The sequence below is a fragment of the Arthrobacter sp. UYNi723 genome (assembly GCF_054057635.1).
The window spans coordinates 251,021-268,544 of the sequence record NZ_JBSRZM010000002.1 but is presented as its reverse complement, the minus strand read 5'-3'; the positions used below and the strand labels follow the sequence as shown (position 1 = coordinate 268,544).

Genomic DNA, 17,524 nt, shown 5'->3' with positions numbered 1-17,524 from the left:
AAGGCCGGCCCCTTTCCAAGACAAGGAAACCGGCCTCGGGCCGTTACGGCTCAAACCTGAGGAACCCTCAAACAATTACCGACCCACGCACCTAGGCTGGGCGGCTGCAAAACTGCGCACAAGACGGAGGCACCCGGGCACCCTTTGGTGGCCGGGTGCCTCTTTCGTGCATCCGCGATGTTGCTCTGTTGTGATCTTGCCGATAAGCCTATTTAGTCGTGCTTGAACCTGGTCCGCTGGCCCAGGTGTCCTCGCTCAGCCTTGGCATGGGCGGCTCGGAGAGCAACTTTGCCATCGCCCTGCGGCGTTTGGGCACCTCCCTAACGTGGGTTGGCCGTGTAGGCAACGACAGCCTCGGTGAACTCGTCCTGCGTGAGCTCGCCGCCGAGGGCATCGGGTTCCCCCTGCGGGACGAGTCGGCACCCACCGGCCTCATGATCAAAGAGCGCCGCACCATGGACCAGCTCAAGGTCTGGTACTACCGGTCCGGAAGCGCGGGGCTCCCGGCGGGCCCGGGAGGACACCCCGGCCGAGCGGATTGCCAACGCCCGGCTGCTGCACCTCACGGGCATCACTCCCGCGCTTTCGCCGGAGGCAGCCCAGGCGGCGCAATATGCGCTGGAGGTTGCCCGAGAAGCCAGCACCTGGTCTCGTTCGACCTCAACTACCGCGCCGCGCTGTGGTCCGCCGACGAAGCCTGTGACGTTTTCCGGAACTTCATCGCCCAGGCAGACATCGTGTTCGCCGGGGACGACGAAGCCGCCATCGCGGTGGGAAAGTCCGACGACTCCCTGGAGCTTGCCGGCCGGATCGCTGCCCTGGGGCCGGGCCAGGCGGTCATCAAGCGCGGTGCCGCAGGCTGTGCCGCGGTGATGGACGGAGTGGAATACGCGCAGGATCAGTCCGCGTCAACGCCATCGACACAGTGGGGGCCGGCGACGCTTTTGTGGCAGGCTACATCTCGGACCTGCTGGCCGTGCCCCGGTCGTATAGGGAGATATCCCATCTACAGGAAGTCCGGCGTCAGGGCGCCGCGTGCCGGCCGACCCAGTCCACCAAGGGCCGCAGCCGGTCCCACAGCGCCGCGATTTCCTGCGCCGCAGCCGGTGAATCCAGCCACTCCGGCTGGCCCAGCTCGATGCCGGCGGACAGCGACTTGTGCTTCAGCAGCTCCGCCCGGGGATGGTCCTTGTCGAAACCGCGCGGCACTGTCTTGAGCTTTTCGCCCTCCACCGCAAAGCCCGCGGCAGCCACGGTCTCCACGATGTGCCGCAGCGATTCGCCGGTCCCGGACGCGTCCACGGAGTTCCGGAAGCGGGCCAGCTGGGCCGGCGTACTGGTGTGGCAGCCGCCGCCCACCAGCAGCCCCTCGGCGCTCACCTGGACGTAATATCCCACGCCTTCCTGCGACGACGCGAATGCTCCCTGGGCAGTCTTATAGGGCGATTTGTCCTGGGAGAACCTGATATCCCGGTTGGGCCGGAAGATCTTGCCCGGCCCGAACCTCGGCTCCAGTTCGGCCAGCAGCTCGGTGACCGGTTCCCGCACCAGGGTGTTGTAGCTGTCCTTGTGCCCCAGCCACCACTCCCGGTTGTTGTTGTGCTCAAGTTCGGCATAGAACGCGAATGCCCCTGCAGGGATGCCCTGGAATGTACTCATGCAGTGATCCTAGGTACCACCGGGCAGCCCCGGCCAGAGCAGCAGGCACCTATGTGGAAACAGGAGCTTTGTGGAAACACGTCCGCCCCGCCACGGAAACCGTGACGGGGCGGACGTTGCACCACAGGGCAGAAAGGCTATCCGATCTTGTTGGCGGCCTCGGCGCCGGAGTCAGTGGAGCCCGCACCCAGGTTGGCGCGCAGCTTGGCGCCGAGTTCGGCATCCACGTTGGTCCAGTACTGGATGGCGCGTTCCTTGATCTCGGCGTTCTTCACGCCGCCCACCGCACCGGTGATGGTGTCCAGCAGACGGGCCTTGGCGCCGTCGTCGAACACCTCGCGGTACAGCGTGCCGGCCTGGCCGAAGTCGCCGTCCTCGGCGTGCAGGGAGTGCGCGGAGAGCGTGAGCTCGCCGTCGTTCTCCCAGCCGCCGGCCGGCGAAGCCGGCTCAACTGCCGCGGGGCCGTTGAAGGAGTTGGGGGCGTAAACCGGTACGGACGGGGCGTTGAAGTGGTAACGACCGGCGCCGTCCTGGCTGTAGTTGTTGACCTGGTTCTTCGGCTGGTTCACCGGGATCTGCGCGTGGTTGGTGCCCACGCGGTAGCGGTGTGCGTCGGCGTAGGAGAAGATGCGGGCCTGCAGCATCTTGTCCGGGGAAGCGGCAATGCCCGGCACGAAGTTCGACGGCGCGAAGGTGGCCTGCTCGATCTGCGCGAAGTAGTTCTCCGGGTTCTTGTTCAGCTCCATGGTGCCCACGTGGATCAGCGGGTAGTCCGAGTGCGGCCACACCTTGGTGAGGTCGAACGGGTTGAAGCGGTAGCCCTTGGCGTCTTCGTACGGCATGACCTGGACGTGCAGTTCCCAGGACGGGAAGTTGCCCTCGGCGATGTTGTCCTGCAGGTCGCGGATGTAGAAGTCCGCGTCTGAGCCGGCCAGCTCTTCGGCCTGGTCGCCGGAGATGGTCTTGACGCCCTGGTTGGACTTGAAGTGGTACTTGACCCAGAAGCGCTCGCCCGCGGCGTTGATCCACTGGTAGGTGTGCGAGCCGTAGCCCTGCATTTCACGCCAGGATGCCGGCAGGCCACGGTCGCCCATGAGCCAGGTGACCTGGTGTGCGGACTCGGGGGACAGGGTCCAGAAGTCCCACTGCATGTCGGCGTCGCGCAGGTGGGTGCCCGGGAGGCGCTTCTGGGAGTGGATGAAGTCCGGGAACTTGATGCCGTCGCGGATGAAGAAGACGGGGGTGTTGTTGCCCACGAGGTCGTAGTTGCCCTCGGAGGTGTAGAACTTGACGGCGAAGCCGCGGGGGTCGCGCCAGGTGTCCGGGGAGCCGTTCTCGCCGGCGACGGAGGAGAAACGGATCAGCATCTCGGTCTCAACGCCCGGCTGCAGGAACGCGGCCTTGGTGTACTTGGAGATGTCCGAGGTGGCCTTGAACGTACCGAACGCGCCGCCGCCCTTGGCGTGCACTACGCGCTCCGGCACGCGCTCGCGGTTGAACTGGGCGAGCTTTTCGATCAGGTAGTGGTCCGTGAGGATGATGGCGCCGTCGGCGCCGACGGACTGTGCGTGTGCGTCAGAGGTGACGGGCGCGCCGGACTGGGTTGTAGAGATGTTCGCAGTCATTTTTCTCCTATTTCTCGATTACTTGTGAGGGACGTTCAGACGGAAGTTTTTGGGACGCTTGGCAGTCCTGGCAGATGCCCTGGTACATCACATCGGCGATCTGGATGGTCATCGGCTTGGAGTTCGCATCCCAGTGCGGCGTGAGGCAGGGCGCGTGCCCGACGGCGCATTCGACGTCCTCCACGCGGCCGCAGCTGATGCAGATGGCGTGGTGGTGGTTGTCACCGACGCGGGTCTCGTACAGGGCGGGGGAATGCGGCGGCTCGAAGCGGCGCAGCATGTGCAGATCGGTCAGGTCTCCGAGGACTACGTACACCGATTGCGCGGTCAGCTCCGGAAGTTCGGTGCGCGCGGCGGCGAGGATGCTCTCCGCAGGGGAGTGCGGGTGATGTTCGACGGCGGTCAGCACGGCGAGTCGCTGTTTGGTCACCCGGCGGCCGTGGGCACGCAGGGCGGCAGCCCATGCATCGTGGCCGCCAAAGTGTTCCGTCATGCTTCTATTGAAGCACTTATTATGAGTCGATCACAATAAGGCTTGGCTTACCTTCGGCAGATCCAGGAATTCCTGCATGGGGTTGCGGGATTCTCCTGCCGAGCGGCCCATGGCATGGACTTCCAGGCCGCCTGGTCCTGGCTCCGGCACCACACAGCTCAGCCCGGTCACGCCGGGGCGGGCTGTCAGGCCCTGGACGGCGGCGGCCAGCGCCAGCATGTGACCGGGTGTCAGGCCGTCGCCCGGCGCCGGCGGCAGCACCGGCGCGAGCACCGTGTGGTGCGCACCGGCCTTGAATTTCGGGGCCCTGGCAGTGAGTTCCGGGAGGGTGTCGTCCACCGGCGGGGCCGGCTTTGCCGGGCGCTCCACAGCCAGCCGGTGCAGGGAAGCGCGGAGGCCGCCGTCGTACTCTTTGAGCACTTCCGCGCCGGCCGGCACCCGGCGCTGAACCGGAAGGCGCAGCTGTTCGCCGGGCGTGACCGGCTCGGCGTCCCAGCGCCCGAACACATGGAACGCGGGGGTGGAGGACTCAGCCTCCGGCTCGCCGATGGCCGCCCCGATGGGGTGCCACTGGTGCGCAAACACCACCGTGCAGCGGCTGGCGCCCAGAACCTCGGCGAGGGCCTGCCGGGCTATGTTGTGGCAGCGCAGCCAGTCGGCGGCGGAGCGGAGATCGAAGGCCATGGCCGGATTCGTGAGCCGGATCAGGAGATGGCCGGCGTTCAGGGCCGTCCTGGGCCGGGCAACCTCCCAGAAAGCAGAGGCAAATAGCAGCCGCCTGGACACATTCATAAGCCAACTCCTTTCCCCCGCCTGAGGATACCAAGCGCATGGCCCGACGGGCCTACACTGACCATATGGGCTCCGCCTCGGGTAGCTATGAACCGGTGACACGTTGTTTCGCGTTGACGTGAAAGGCCTGTCGGTGGCCTACGAACGGGTCGGTGAGGGGCCGGTGCTGGTGCTGCTGCATGGCTTCTCCCACGATTCACGCGTGTGGAGGCCTCAGATCGAGACCCTGCAGGGGCAGTTCACAGTTTTCGCCTGGGATGCTCCCGGTGCAGGCCGCTCCTCCGATCCTCCAGACCCCTTCGGGCTGGCGGACTGGGCGGATTGCCTTGCGGCGTGCCTCCGTTCTGCCGGGCTTGAGCGGGCACACATTCTTGGCCTGTCCTGGGGAGGGATTTTGGCGCAGGAGTTCTACAGGCGTCACTCCGCGTTCGTGGAGTCGCTGATCCTGGCCGGCACCTACGCCGGATGGAATGGCTCACTTCCCCATCCCCTTCCCCGAGAGCGACTGGCCGCCTGCCTTCGGGATGCCACGTTGCCGCCGGAGGACTTTGTAGCGAAGTATCTTCCATCCATGTTCAGCCGTTCCCCGAATCCGCAAGGCTTCGAGGAATTGGCGGGCATCATGCGCGGTTTCCACCCCTCCGGCTTCCGGCTGATGGCCAAGGCATCCGCTGTGGACACCCGGAACATCCTGCCGACAATATCCGTTCCCACGCTGCTGCTGTGGGGTGAGTCAGACGAACGATCGCCGATCGCTGTTGCCCACGCGTTGCTCAAGGAAATTGCCGGCTCACGGCTTGCGCTCATCCCCAAGGCAGGGCACGTGAGCAATCTGGAAAACCCGGAGGCATTCGGCAAGGAGATTCGAAACTTCTGCCTCAGGACCCCGCGTTCGTCGCTGTCCAGCTGACGACGGGTCCCTCGGCTTCCCCGACCGGGGCGACGCGGTCCAGTGAAGATGGATGCCCTATTAGGGTTGCAGGGTGGGGAAACTGCTGGCCGATATCACACCGCTCCGGGAGAGCCCGGCCTTCCGCCGGCTCTGGCTGGGTTCCGCCGTCTCGGCCGTGGGGAGCCAGCTCACGCTGGTGGCCGTGAGCCTGGAGGTGTACAGGCTCACGCAGGACAGTTTCTATGTGGGACTGCTGGGTGTGTTTGCGCTGGTGCCGCTGGTGTTCGGCGGCCTGCTGGGCGGCTCCATCGCCGACTCCCACAACCGCCGCACGGTGGCGCTCCTGGCAACGTCCGTCCTGTGGCTGACCACCGGCCTGATCGCGCTGCAGTCCTGGCTGCAGCTGGGAAACGTCTGGATTCTCTACCTCCTGGTGGCGCTGCAAAGCGGCGCCCAGGCCATCAACCAGCCGGCGCGCAGCGCCATCATCCCCACGCTTATCCGCAAGGAACTGCTTCCCGCGGCCAACGCGCTCAGCATGATGTCGTTCGGGTTGGCCTTGACGGTGGGACCCCTGCTGGCGGGGGTGCTGGTGGCGTGGGTGGGCTTCGGCTGGACCTACACCATCGACTTCATCAGCTTCGCGTTTGTGCTCTGGGCAGTCTTCAGGCTCCCATCCATGCCTCCCTCAGGAAGTGCCGGGCGGGCCGGGATCCGGTCTGTCATCGAAGGGTTCCGGTTCCTGGGCACCCGGCCCAACCTGCGGATGACCTTCATCATCGACCTCGTGGCCATGATCCTGGCCCAGCCGCGCGCGCTGATGCCGGCAATCGGTGCGCTGATGATCGGCGGCGGCGAAACCACGGTGGGCATCCTGCTGGCCTCCAGCGCGGTGGGCGCGTTCCTGGCCGGCCTGTTTTCGGGGCCACTCGGCCAGGTCCGGTGGCAGGGGAGTGCCGTGGTGTGGTCGGTGATGGGCTGGGGCGCCTCGATTGCGGGCTTCGGTGTGGTGGTTCTCCTGGCAGGACGGACGGACGACGGCGGGGCCACAGTTTGGCTGGTCCCGGCGGCTTTGTGCTGTGCCCTGGCCGGAATCGCCGACTCCATCAGTGCCGTCTTCCGCAACACCATCCTGCAGGCCGCTGCGCCGGACCACCTGCGCGGACGGCTCCAAGGGGTCTTCATTGTGGTGGTGGCCGGTGGGCCGCGCGTGGGTGACCTGCTGGCAGGCGGCGGGACTAAGATTCTCAGTGAGGGCTGGGTCCTGCTTCTGGGCGGGGTTTTGTGCATCGCGGTGGCTTGGCTGGCGGCACAGCTGCAGCCGGGCTTCCGGCAGTACGATGCCCGCGACCCGGTGCCATAGGGCCATGCCTTGTTGGGGCAACTTGTCGGGGCAACTTTGTCAGGGCGACGTGGAGGAGTGGACGTGCACAAGCATTACAACGGCCTGAAAACTGCGGCGCTCTTCGGCGTCCTGTGGGCGGTGCTCCTGGGCCTGGGCGGACTGATCGGGATCAATACCCGGAGCTCAGCGCCCATCTGGATCATGGCCCTGATCGGCGTGGCCACCACCGCGTACGGCTACTGGAACAGCGACAAGATCGCCATCCGTTCCATGCAGGCCTACGCCGTCACGGAGGCCCAGGCGCCACAGCTCTACCAGATTGTCCGGGAGCTCTCCGTCCGGGCCAACCAGCCGATGCCCCGCATCTACCTCTCACCCACCATGAACCCGAACGCGTTCGCCACCGGCCGGAATCCCAAAAACGCCGCCGTGTGCTGCACCGAAGGGATCCTGCAGCTGCTGGATGCCCGCGAGCTGCGCGGGGTCCTGGGGCACGAGCTGATGCACGTGTACAACCGGGACATCCTCACGTCCTCGGTGGCAGCCGCGGTGGCCGGCGTCATCACGTCCGTGGGCCAGATGCTGCTGTTCTTCGGCGGCGACCGGCGCAACTCCAACCCGCTGGCCATGCTGGCGATGGCGCTTTTGGCGCCGTTTGCCGCGTCCCTGATCCAGCTGGCCATCTCCCGGACCAGGGAGTACGACGCCGACGAGGACGGTTCGGAGCTCACTGGCGATCCGCTGGCGCTCGCCTCAGCCCTGCGCAAGATCGAGCAGGGAGTGCGGATCGCGCCGCTGCCGCAGGAGCAGAAGCTGGTCAACACCTCGCACCTGATGATCGCCAACCCGTTCCGCGGCGGGGCGATGACCAAGCTGTTCGCCACGCACCCGCCCATGAAGGAGCGGATCGCCCGGCTGGAACGGATTGCCGGCCGGCCGCTGAACTAAAGGCTGACTGACCGACCCGGGCGCCGCCGTCGTACTTCCTTATTTGGCGACACCTTTGGCGACACTGAAAATCAACCGTGACACGCAAAAACGCCGCCGCTACCCGCATTCAGGTAGCGGCGGCGTATTTTGCCAGCGATAGAATTTTTGCGCCTCGAAAACGAAGGCCTGGTGGCTAGCTGCGGAAGTTGACGAACTGCAGGTCCGCCTCGTCGAAGTCCTTCAGCAGCGCCATGACAGACTGCAGGTCGTCGCGGGACTTGGACGAGACGCGGAGTTCGTCGCCCTGGATCTGGGACTTGACGCCTTTGGGACCCTCGTCGCGGATCAGCTTGTTGATCTTCTTGGCCAGATCCTGCTCGATGCCTTCCTTGATGGAGGCTTCCAGGCGGAATTCCTTGCCGGATGCATACGGCTCGCCGGTGTCCAGGGACTTCAGGGAGATGCCGCGGCGGATCAGCTTGGACTGGAGGACGTCCAGCACGGCCAGGACGCGTTCCTCCGAGTTCGCCTTCATCAGGATCTTCTCGCCGCTGAAGTCGACATCGGCGCCGACGCCCTTGAAGTCGTAGCGCTGGACCAGTTCCTTCTGTGCCTGGTTCAGCGCGTTGGCCACTTCCTGCTTGTCCACTTTGCTTACGACGTCGAACGTTGACTCGCCTGCCATGATTCTCCTTGTGCCGGTGGTTGCCCTGACATTGGCTCTGCAGGGCGTGGATCTCTGCATTCCAGCCTAATACGGATGCCCCGGCCGTGGCTTGTTCCGCATTCACAGTTCCCTCACAGCGGACGCACTGCGGGAACGAAGCCGGACAGCGCAGAGTTGAACGAGTTGGAAGTAGGTCGAAGGGAAAGCCATGCAACACAACGCCGTTCGTTATGTCACCCGATCCACCGCCGCAGCCGCCGGCGCCGTCGCCACCGCCGCGACCTCAGTTGCCGCAGCAGCGATCGCTGCCTCCATCGTGTTCAGCCCGGTGCCGGACGCCTCGTCACGCATGGACGGTGTGCACGCGGACTTGCTGCGGGCCGTCCAGCTGAACCAGATCACCGAGGAACAGGCCGTGAAGTTCGAGGCCAAGCTGGCCGGACGGATTCTCGGCGACGCCTAAGTCCCCGGTTTTTCCGCGGAATTGCAGCACTTTTGGCGGCGTTTTCAGGGGTCTACCGCCTCGATTCGATTCTTCGGCAGAAGTTCTGTAAAGTTGTCTTGCCCGCGGTTACTGGAAGCGGAACGGCCCGGAAACGGACGTTCTGAACACTGCAGCCGGGGGTGATCTTCTTTTTGAAGTTCGGCAGATTACCCGAGCGGCCAAAGGGGGCTGACTGTAAATCAGCTGGCAACGCCTACGGGGGTTCGAATCCCTCATCTGCCACCGCCCCGGATTCTAGGGGAATTTAGACCCGTTCGTATCTCTTCGGAGGTGCGGGCGGGTCTTTTTTACTTCCCGGTGATCACACTTGTGAGCACACCTTGGCTTTTCTTTGACATCGGCAGCAGTGAGGACGCACCTTCCGCGGCGTTGTGGGCGGCGTCTCCCACCATGTGCGCGTACAGGTCGCGGGTGATCTGGCTGTTGCTGTGTCCCATGGTCTTGGACACAATGGCCATGTCCTGCCCCGAGGCCAGCATTAGAGACGCGTGGAGGTGGCGGAGGTCATGGAAGCGCATGTGCGGGAGGCCCAGCTTCTCCACCGTCAGCTCGAAGAGTTTGGACGGGTAGCCCGGGCGGAGCTGGCTGCCGTCCTCGTACGTGAACACGCGGCCCGAGTCCTGATAGGCGTCTCCCCATGCCTCGCGTTCCTGCCCCTGCTGGAACTGCCACGTCAGAAGAGCGGCGACGGCCCGGTCTGACAGTGCGGCCACGCGGTCCTGTCCGGCATCCGTTTTGATTGTGCCCTCCACTACTTCCTTGCCTACCTGTACAAGCTGCACACAGACAACCAGGCGGCGGGCGGCAAGGTCTACGTCCTGCCAGCGGAGGCCGCACAGTTCCCCGCGGCGCATACCGGAGAGGATGGCCACCTCAAACAGTGCGCCCAGCCGGTGCTCAGTGGCGGCGTCCAGGACGACCGCTCCACCTACTACTGGAAGCACGTCTACGAGCGGAACACCGAAGGACTCTACCTACCCAACGGCGCCTTCGCCTTAGCGGCAACCCTCGCCGGACTGCCGATGGACTGGTCCGCCTACAACCCCACCATCCACTCCCGGGAATCCCGCCACAACCCAATCGGGGCCCTCGTGACTAATCCCCGCCGATTCAAGGACACCGCGGCCAGCGTGCCCGAGTTCAGCGCCCTCATGAACGCCCAGGTCCGAGCCACGCTGCCATGCAACGGAGGGACCGAATGGATGGCCGAAGACCATCGTCTCCAGCAACGGGCAGCCGAGCTGTGCCGCCCGTGCGCCCTCCTGGTATTGTGCTGCACCTAGGCCATCACCGCTGGGGAAAGAACCGGCATCTGGGGCCAACATCTGGTCTCTGTTCATCTGGCCCTGGCTTCCTGCCGACGGGTCGAGGGCATGCGCTCGCCGCTGACGCCGCCCTGTTAATAACAAAGCCGAGTCAATGGTCGCGTCGGTTTTAAAGCACTTAGAAAGTATTAGAGCCCGCCACGTCTGCCTACCGCTGACCAACGGACGAATGGAAAGACTACAGTCGATTTTTGTTGATATTGATCTTGGCTCCTTCAGATGAAGAGATATTTCACCATCGGGACCAGGCCCCTGAGAAAGCCCATTTTTGAACCGCGTGGTCAGGCATCCCCCGTTGACGAAGACGTGCTTCTGCCAGTGCGGCGCATGTATCGGTCACAGGCCGCCCTTTTCGTTACGGAGGCTTGCTTGACACCCAAACGCCAACCCACCGGCGGCGCGCACAACGCTGCTGACGCCACATCAGGGAAGCAAGGCGGCCGCCTCAGCAAGAGACCGACGCAACCACAGGGCGTAGTTGGTGGAGATGTGCTGAGCATCCTTATGGGTTGCATATCCCGCGACAACCGCGGGACAGACATCCTCCGCGCACAACCACGGAACAACGTCCACGTATTCCGCGCCACCGGCCTCGGCGACGCGCTTCTCCATCTCATTGTGTTCGGTGTCCACCGCGTAACTCCGCTGAGTGTGGCAGCGACGGACGTCGTCGGAATTCGATGTGACGCAGTCCTCGGGATCCTTTTCCGAGTACGCGATGTCCCCGATCACCACCACACGATCACTTATCGCGCTCAATGACTTTATGGTCGAGGCGAGACCCTCCTCCCAGGCGGCCTCCGTGTTTTCTTTGTCAGGGCGCCCATCCTTCTCAAGCCAAGTACCCTGGCGCTGACCCGAGATGAGGACGACGCTCGGGTGAAGTGCCTCGATCTTCGCCAGCGAGTCAGCACGGAATGCCTTGCACTCGGGATAATCACCCTTGCGCTTCGCGTTGTAGACCGAAAAGTCGGCTGGCGGACACGAGAACATCGAAAAGACTTCGAAGCGCCGCCCAAGTTCAGTGGCTGTCACGCCGAGCGGACTTTCCCACATCTGAGCGTGCGAGTCGCCATAAACCACCACTGTCTCGCCGCCGCTGGCGTCACCATAACTGCATGTGACTTTACCTGTTGGGGCATCTAGGCCCCTTATACAGGCATGTTGGTTGAAGAGGAATCTCCCAACAGGCGGCTCCGGCGGCCACCCTGCGACGTTTACGCTGTCAGCCACGGCCTTTGCCACTTCGTCAGCCGTCGGTAGGTCACTGCCAGGGGCAACTGCAAAATCGCCTACTTTGTCTGTGGGGGAAGGCTTGGGCAGGATCGACACCAGATTGCTCGTGAGGCCAAGTGATAGCGCCACCAGTGCGGCGCCGAAAGCCACGCTGACTGACGGCCGGCGGGCCTTGAGCCAGTTGGAGTTCCGTACGGGCAATTCCACATACTTGAAGGTAACGACAGACAAGGCCAGCGCCACACCGACAAAGGCAAGCTTGGTGGTCATCGCCAGTTCGGTCCCGAGCGATGCCGCGGGGAGGATCAGCACGGGCCAGTGCCACAGGTACAGGGAATAAGAGAGCTTGCCAAGCCATTGCAGAGGTCGACACTGCAGGAGCACTTCGGCTCCTCGCTTCGGTGTGATTGTCCCGCCGATTATCACAAGAACCGTTCCGCCAACCGGAAGAATAGCAGCGGACCCTGGGTACCTGGTGTACTCGTCCAGCGTGAGCGCTGCTGCCGCAATCGCGATGAGTCCGGACACACTCGTAACGGCAGCAAGAAAAACCGGCAGCCGCATGATCGTCGGTGTGAGCACGGCAAGAATTGCGCCAGCCGCAAGTTCCCAGGTCCTCGTCAAGGGAGAGAAGTAGGCCGCACTCGCGTTCTCCGTCGTCGCGTACACCGACCACATAAGGGAGACTGCAATCGTGACAGCGAGGAGAACCGTCAGTCGCGTGCGTAGCGGAACTCTCCATCCGATCGCAGCGACCGCCATCATTAAGGCTGGCCATAACAGGTAGAACTGCTCTTCGATGGCCAGGGACCAATAGTGCTGTAACGGGGATGGAGAAAGGTCGCTGGCCCAGTAGTCCGTCCCTTGTGAGGTTTCGCGAAAATTGCTGGCGAAAAGCGCGGCCCATTGCCCGTCTTCGGCGGTTCGAGCAGCACTCGTACCGCCGATCAAAGCGAAGGATGAGACTACTGTGACGGCGAGGACAAGAGTCGCGGCAGGCAGGATTCGCCGAGCCCGTCGTGCATAGAACCACAAGAGGGAGATCCGCCTACCCCGTTCAGCTTCTTTGAGCAGGAGGCCGGTGATGAGGAAGCCGGAGACCACGAAGAAGACGTCGACACCGACGTAGCCTCCTTGCAGCGCCGGCACGCCTACATGGTCCAGCACGACCAGTAGAACTGCGATCGCGCGAAGACCCTCTATGTCCGGACGGAACGTGCGTGGAACGGATGAAGAGCGATCGGCTCCCTTCGTGGCACGCTTACTCGTTAGCAGACGGCGTCGGGGTTTACGCGCGTCAAGGTGGTTTCCATTGAGCAATCCACTGGCCAGATGCATCATGTCGCCCCTTTGGCCCGACGTCTCTTACCGGCTCGTGCGGCCGACAGTAGCGCTCTTTGCGGCCAGAATCAATGCATTTCCCCGAAGATAGGCGTGCGGTCGTGAAGTGGGCAAAAATTCTTGACCTCGCCCGGCAATTTTCTCAGAAATCGGGCGCCTCCAGCTTGATGCTGACCCGACTTGCTCGCCTCGATCGGCGTCGAAAGTCCGCTTCAATCCGCGCTGCTGCGGGCGTAAATACCAGTACGCTCACCCGCCCCGTGGACCGGACCCACTGAGTCCCGGTCCCTTATCGTCTGACCTATGGAAATCGTGAGCAAGTCATAAACAGTGTTCGTCGCTTGGCATCGGGAGCAACTCTTATCTCAGCCCTCGCAGCCGTCGGAGTAACCGGGTCGTCGGCGCCACCCGGAGACGCGGTTGCCAAGGGTCAGGAAGCGCAAACGCAGATCTGCGGCGGCAGCATTCAGGGGAACAGCGTTCTTACCGCGGCTCTCGCGGGCGCTGTGCAAGGGAGCAACCTCAGCCCATTGGCTCCTAAGTGCAGCTGCGGCAACAAATGTCCCTTAGGGAATCCGCCAGCAAGCTGCGGACCTGGAGAGAAACGCTGCAAGGAAACCGCGTCCTGCAACTTCAATATCTCGTGCGACGGAATCGTCGTTGCGTGCTCAGCGAAGGTGCGAGTCGAGTACCTGAGCGAACGGCGGAAACCGCTGAGTCTGATACCTCGACCGGCCCGTCGTGGCTCCGCTACGACATTGGCATAGAGCCGACCCTGTCGCCAGAGTCAATTGCCATCATCGATGGGGTTATCTCCTACCTGTGCAGCGTCGTGGAGCAAGGAGCACCCAGAGCGGAATGGCGGGTCGGCTACAACCGGATCAAGTCCTACATCTGGCAGAACCACCCAGTGCTCGTGCACGACAACCAGGAGGTTCCACTGGCTGACCTGGTTCCAGGCCTTGCCCGAGGACAAGCCAGCGGGCGGCTCCCCTCAGATGATGACAAGCTGGCTCGCATGGCCGCCGCCGCCATCAAGCAGCTGAACGGTAATGACGAGGAAACAGTCGTTGAGGACGAACCGCTTATCGAGGTCGAGGACCTAGGCGAAGACGCACTCTGCGGGCGGGAGCTTGAGGTGTCTTTGCGGGAGGACATCGCCAACGAGTACTCCCGGGAGGTGGACCGGCTGGTCAAAACCCTCGCGAAGGAGGACGGGATCACCGGCGTCGTCCGCGAAGACCGCGAAGTACTCCTCGTTGCCACACCCAGCTGGGACACTGCGCAGCTTCAAGAATGGCTCACCCGATATATCGAAACCAATATCCGTAACTAGCGGCACTCTTTGGCGCGGGTGCAGGGGAGTTGACCACTCGAGGGGGAGCCTTGGCGGGCCGGCGGGAAACAGGGGAGAAACCGTCGTCGACATCAGCCTTGGCCCCGGCGTAGGCTGGCAACATCGGCGCACGTGCCCCCGATGCCCTGTGTCGATACATCAATCGATGAAGGAGAACCAATGAGCGTTGTACGTGAATTTATGACCACGGATGCACAGTGTATTAAGGAGCATCAGTCCCTCGCAGATGCCGCCCGGATGATGATGGATCTGGACTGCGGATCGCTGCCGATCTGCGGCGATGACGGCAAGTTGAAGGGCATGATCACCGACCGCGACATCGTGCTCAAGTGCGTTGCTGCCGGCCGTGATCCACGCGAGATGCTGGCCCGCGACCTCGCCACAGGCAGCCCTCACTGGGTTGACGCCGATGCCAATGTTGATGCCGCCATCGACATCATGGAAAGGCACCAAATCCGGCGGCTCCCGGTCATCGCCGACCATAAGTTGGTCGGCATCATCAGCCAGGGCGACATCGCGCGCAACTACACCGAGGAGCGCGTGGGCGAACTGGTGGAGCACATTTCGGAACGCCACCCGATGTCTGCATAGTCAGACAATTCCCGCATGGCCTTGTTCGCGGCTCCTTGCCTTAAGGTTCGGAACCGCGAACAAGCTACGGAAATGCTGGACCGCGAAACCCGGCCGGACCAGAGCCTAGTTCAGGGCGATCAGGAGCATCTGGTTGGTCCCCGGGATGCAGGTCTGCAAGATGGCCCGGGGGAATCCGCCGAATACCGCGATGACATCGTTGGTGGTTCCCGGGTTGGGGACCTGGCCTCGGGCCGTCGCCGTGTATGTCCCGTAGCCCGGAATGCTGACGGTTTCGCCCACGCCGATGCCGGAGAAACGCGCCCACCCGCCGCAGAAATCGTGCTCCGTGATGAAAAGCGAGTAGCCGTCGTTTGGCGTGTAGTGGATGGGCCCGATGCAGGCGTCCAGCATGGCCTGTCCGCCTGCGCCCGCGACGTAGATGGTGCGGACAGCGGGCGCGGCCTGGACCGGCGCCGGGGCGGGGACGTAGGCCGGAGCAACAGCAACAGCCGGCGCCGGTGCCGGGGCGGAAACCTCGACGGCGGGTCCCGTCAGCTTCAGCGTCTGACCCGGGACGATGATGCTGTAAAAGCCGAGCCCGTTGGCGGCCAGCATCGCGTTCGTGTCAACGCCGTACCTGGCGGCGATCCCACCCACCGTATCGCCGGGGACAACTGTGTAGAGGTTGGGGTCGCCCGCGGGTGCCGGAGCAGGTTCGGCGGCTGGTGGTGGGGGAGCCTCGGCCGGCGCCGCAGGCACCGCAGCTTCTGCGACCTCCGGTTGAGCGGTGCCAGCTCCCGCGCTGCCAAACTCGACGCCCCCAACATAGGGCGCATCCAGGGGAACCGCGGCCAAAGGCCGGGTCACGCGCACAACTGGCGACGCCGCCGTCGTGATGGCCTCCGGTGGCGCGGACAACTCTGCTGTGGGGACGGGGCCGGCCAACGCGCCGACGCCGAAAGCGGAAATCACGGCGGCGGTGGCCATGCCGGCCCACAGCTTGTTGCTGATCGGCCTGCGCCCCGGTGCCAGGAGATCGGCCCGCGGGACGTCGGTTTCGAAATTTCGGCGGGGTAGTTCGGAAGCAGGTGCGGTCAACTGGAACATGGGTGGCCCATCGCAGGTCGGTCCGGCAACAGGGCGGCAGTGGTGCCGCGAGTTCCAGTGCAGGACGGATCGAGGAGTGATGCGCTGCGCGGTGCCGGTCTATGACGGAACCGCGCACGGAAAGCGCGCATGATGGGAGCGCCCGCATACCCAGAAGATACGGATGCCCCGCTATGAAGCGGCATCATCCACCCCAGCTCGGAGGATGCGCCGGCAACTTTGTTTGGCCCTAGGAATTTCGAGTCTAGGAAGCTGCGCCAGGCACTGCACGAGTAGGCGTTACCTGAATTTTTCCGCCGAATACTTGGCCCCGCGGCGGCGACTACTCGGTCTCCAGCCGTCTGCCCCGCTGGACATTTCTACCGGGACATTCCTACAACGAGGGGCGGTCCTTGAGCTCGGCCACTTCGCGCCGCAGCGCAGCGATCTCCGTGGCCAGGCCGGCGAGCTCTGCCCGCAAGGGTTCCTCCACGGACTCCGCGGCAGCTTCCGTGGACATCAGCGCCGAGGCCACCAGCCGGCCGATCGGCGTCACGGGGTACGTGTCGCCGTAACCCACCGTGGTGATGGTGGTGATGGCCCACCGGAGAGCATCGCCGAACGTCAGGATCTTGGCGTCGGAGGCCGACTGTTCCACGTCCAGCACCGCCAGCGCACCCACAAAGACCAGCAGCGCCGCCGATCCGGCCACATACGTGACCACCCGGCCCCTGAGGGTCTCGCCGATAGTTCGGTGCAGCACTGAAAGAAGCGTGACCCAGCCGGAGCAGGCGCAGCGGGCGGAAGAACGGAAGGGCCACGATCAGGAGTTCGTGCAGGTTCCAGATAAACCAGCGGCGGCGGTCCGTGGCCAGCCACAGGTTCGCGGCGTAGTCGAGGGCGAAAGTACCCCACGTCAGCCACAGCACCGTCTCAAGCCATTCCGCGCCGCTGCCCTCGACGCGGCCAATCACCTGCCACGCGTACGCCGCCAGGAAAACCAGTGCCGTCCCCATCAGGGGCCACTCGGCGAGGTCCCGGTAGCGTTGTTGCGTCATGCGCCACATCCTACGTGGCGGGCCGGACCTACGGACTTGCCAGCAAGTTACTGATGGGTAACATTGGAGGATGCACCTGCTTCTGCGAACCCTCCTGATGCTGTTCACGTCCGCCCGCCGCTCCGCACTGACCATATGGGACGCGTCGTCCCTGCCGCTGCGTGTCCTGCCCACCGACATCGACATCGCCATGCACGTCAACAACGGCATGTACTTTTCCCTCATGGACCTGGGCCGGTTCGACCTCATGGTCCGCAGCGGCGTGTGGAAGACGATGCGCCGGCGTGGCTGGAGCCCGGTGGCGGCGGGGGAGACCATCGCCTTCCGGAAGTCGCTGCAGCTGTGGCAGCAGTACACCATCGAAACAAAGATCATCGGCCTGGATGCCAAGGCTATCTACTTTGAGCAGCGCATGGTGTCCGACGGCGAGATTTACGCGCGTGCCTACATCGCCACCCGCCTGGTCAACAAGGGCAGGCCGGTCAGCCAGGAGGAGATCCTGCGCGCGTTCGGCCAGCCCCCGGCGGACCTGGTGCTGCCCGAATGGATCCACGAATGGCGTGAGACCAACGCCCTGCCCGGCAGCCGGACGCCGGCTCCCCACGTATGGGACAGCCTTACCCGGCAACCCAAGGCCTGA

At 64.1% G+C, this 17,524-nt stretch carries 16 protein-coding genes, 1 tRNA gene and 3 pseudogenes; 11 read left to right on the top strand and 9 right to left on the bottom strand.

The genetic code is table 11. The annotated features are described in order from the left end of the window. Positions 1-266: 266 nt before the first annotated feature. Positions 267-815, top strand: a pseudogene (locus tag ACVWY0_RS03180) (PfkB family carbohydrate kinase); the annotation flags it as partial. A gap of 44 nt (positions 816-859) precedes the next feature. After that, positions 860-967 (top strand): annotated as a pseudogene (locus ACVWY0_RS03175) (PfkB family carbohydrate kinase); the annotation flags it as partial. A 56-nt stretch (positions 968-1,023) separates the two neighbouring features. On the opposite strand, the gene ACVWY0_RS03170 reads toward ACVWY0_RS03175, so the two are convergent. The 4 genes from ACVWY0_RS03170 to ACVWY0_RS03155 all read right to left on the bottom strand — a co-directional run bounded on the left by ACVWY0_RS03170 (position 1,024) and on the right by ACVWY0_RS03155 (position 4,569). Next, the gene (locus ACVWY0_RS03170; RefSeq protein ID WP_485835380.1) at positions 1,024-1,659 is read right to left on the bottom strand and encodes a DUF2461 domain-containing protein; all 636 of its coding nucleotides are present in this window, start codon (positions 1,657-1,659) and stop codon (positions 1,024-1,026) included. A gap of 137 nt (positions 1,660-1,796) precedes the next feature. Beyond that, on the bottom strand, positions 1,797-3,284 hold the full coding sequence (locus tag ACVWY0_RS03165; protein WP_485835379.1) for a catalase: 1,488 nt from the start codon (positions 3,282-3,284) through the stop codon (positions 1,797-1,799). A 7-nt stretch (positions 3,285-3,291) separates the two neighbouring features. After that, a complete protein-coding gene (locus ACVWY0_RS03160) occupies positions 3,292-3,777 on the bottom strand; it encodes a Fur family transcriptional regulator (RefSeq protein WP_485835378.1) in 486 nt (161 codons plus the stop codon). A 30-nt stretch (positions 3,778-3,807) separates the two neighbouring features. After that, a complete protein-coding gene (locus ACVWY0_RS03155; RefSeq protein WP_485835377.1) occupies positions 3,808-4,569 on the bottom strand; it encodes a hypothetical protein in 762 nt (253 codons plus the stop codon). Between the two features lie 118 nt (positions 4,570-4,687). On the opposite strand from ACVWY0_RS03155, the gene ACVWY0_RS03150 reads away from it, so the two are divergent. The 3 genes from ACVWY0_RS03150 to htpX all read left to right on the top strand — a co-directional run bounded on the left by ACVWY0_RS03150 (position 4,688) and on the right by htpX (position 7,754). Beyond that, positions 4,688-5,479, top strand: coding sequence for an alpha/beta fold hydrolase (locus tag ACVWY0_RS03150; RefSeq protein WP_485835376.1), 792 nt, complete (start codon positions 4,688-4,690; stop codon positions 5,477-5,479). A 73-nt stretch (positions 5,480-5,552) separates the two neighbouring features. Then, a complete protein-coding gene (locus ACVWY0_RS03145) occupies positions 5,553-6,824 on the top strand; it encodes an MFS transporter (RefSeq protein ID WP_485835375.1) in 1,272 nt (423 codons plus the stop codon). A gap of 63 nt (positions 6,825-6,887) precedes the next feature. Then, the gene (htpX, locus tag ACVWY0_RS03140; RefSeq protein ID WP_485835374.1) at positions 6,888-7,754 is read left to right on the top strand and encodes a zinc metalloprotease HtpX; all 867 of its coding nucleotides are present in this window, start codon (positions 6,888-6,890) and stop codon (positions 7,752-7,754) included. Between the two features lie 175 nt (positions 7,755-7,929). On the opposite strand, the gene ACVWY0_RS03135 is transcribed toward htpX, so the two are convergent. Then, positions 7,930-8,421: a YajQ family cyclic di-GMP-binding protein gene (locus ACVWY0_RS03135; protein WP_485835373.1), complete on the bottom strand. Its 492-nt coding sequence runs from the start codon at positions 8,419-8,421 to the stop codon at positions 7,930-7,932. A gap of 190 nt (positions 8,422-8,611) precedes the next feature. On the opposite strand from ACVWY0_RS03135, the gene ACVWY0_RS03130 reads away from it, so the two are divergent. After that, positions 8,612-8,866, top strand: coding sequence for a hypothetical protein (locus tag ACVWY0_RS03130; protein ID WP_252598493.1), 255 nt, complete (start codon positions 8,612-8,614; stop codon positions 8,864-8,866). Between the two features lie 182 nt (positions 8,867-9,048). Next, a tRNA-Tyr gene (locus ACVWY0_RS03125) sits at positions 9,049-9,130 on the top strand. 65 nt (positions 9,131-9,195) lie between these two features. Here ACVWY0_RS03125 and ACVWY0_RS03120 read toward each other — a convergent pair. Beyond that, a complete protein-coding gene (locus ACVWY0_RS03120) occupies positions 9,196-9,780 on the bottom strand; it encodes a site-specific integrase (RefSeq protein ID WP_485835372.1) in 585 nt (194 codons plus the stop codon). 21 nt (positions 9,781-9,801) lie between these two features. On the opposite strand from ACVWY0_RS03120, the gene ACVWY0_RS03115 reads away from it, so the two are divergent. Further along, positions 9,802-10,191: a hypothetical protein gene (locus ACVWY0_RS03115; RefSeq protein WP_485835371.1), complete on the top strand. Its 390-nt coding sequence runs from the start codon at positions 9,802-9,804 to the stop codon at positions 10,189-10,191. A gap of 465 nt (positions 10,192-10,656) precedes the next feature. On the opposite strand, the gene ACVWY0_RS03110 is transcribed toward ACVWY0_RS03115, so the two are convergent. Next, positions 10,657-12,807 (bottom strand): acyltransferase family protein, encoded by a 2,151-nt coding sequence (locus ACVWY0_RS03110; protein ID WP_485835393.1) that lies wholly within the window; start codon positions 12,805-12,807, stop codon positions 10,657-10,659. Positions 12,808-13,474: 667 nt separating this feature from the next. Between ACVWY0_RS03110 and ACVWY0_RS03105 the strand changes: the two genes are divergently transcribed. Together ACVWY0_RS03105 and ACVWY0_RS03100 are read left to right on the top strand one after the other, a co-directional pair. After that, positions 13,475-14,146, top strand: coding sequence for a hypothetical protein (locus ACVWY0_RS03105; protein ID WP_485835370.1), 672 nt, complete (start codon positions 13,475-13,477; stop codon positions 14,144-14,146). A 180-nt stretch (positions 14,147-14,326) separates the two neighbouring features. Then, the gene (locus ACVWY0_RS03100; RefSeq protein WP_463860949.1) at positions 14,327-14,758 is read left to right on the top strand and encodes a CBS domain-containing protein; all 432 of its coding nucleotides are present in this window, start codon (positions 14,327-14,329) and stop codon (positions 14,756-14,758) included. A 105-nt stretch (positions 14,759-14,863) separates the two neighbouring features. Here the strand turns inward: ACVWY0_RS03100 and ACVWY0_RS03095 are convergent, their stop codons facing one another. Both ACVWY0_RS03095 and ACVWY0_RS03090 read right to left on the bottom strand, forming a co-directional pair. Further along, positions 14,864-15,847: a LysM peptidoglycan-binding domain-containing protein gene (locus tag ACVWY0_RS03095; protein ID WP_485835369.1), complete on the bottom strand. Its 984-nt coding sequence runs from the start codon at positions 15,845-15,847 to the stop codon at positions 14,864-14,866. A gap of 373 nt (positions 15,848-16,220) precedes the next feature. Continuing rightward, positions 16,221-16,884: pseudogene (locus ACVWY0_RS03090) on the bottom strand (potassium channel family protein). A 70-nt stretch (positions 16,885-16,954) separates the two neighbouring features. On the opposite strand from ACVWY0_RS03090, the gene ACVWY0_RS03085 reads away from it, so the two are divergent. Then, on the top strand, positions 16,955-17,524 hold the full coding sequence (locus ACVWY0_RS03085) for an acyl-CoA thioesterase (protein WP_485835368.1): 570 nt from the start codon (positions 16,955-16,957) through the stop codon (positions 17,522-17,524).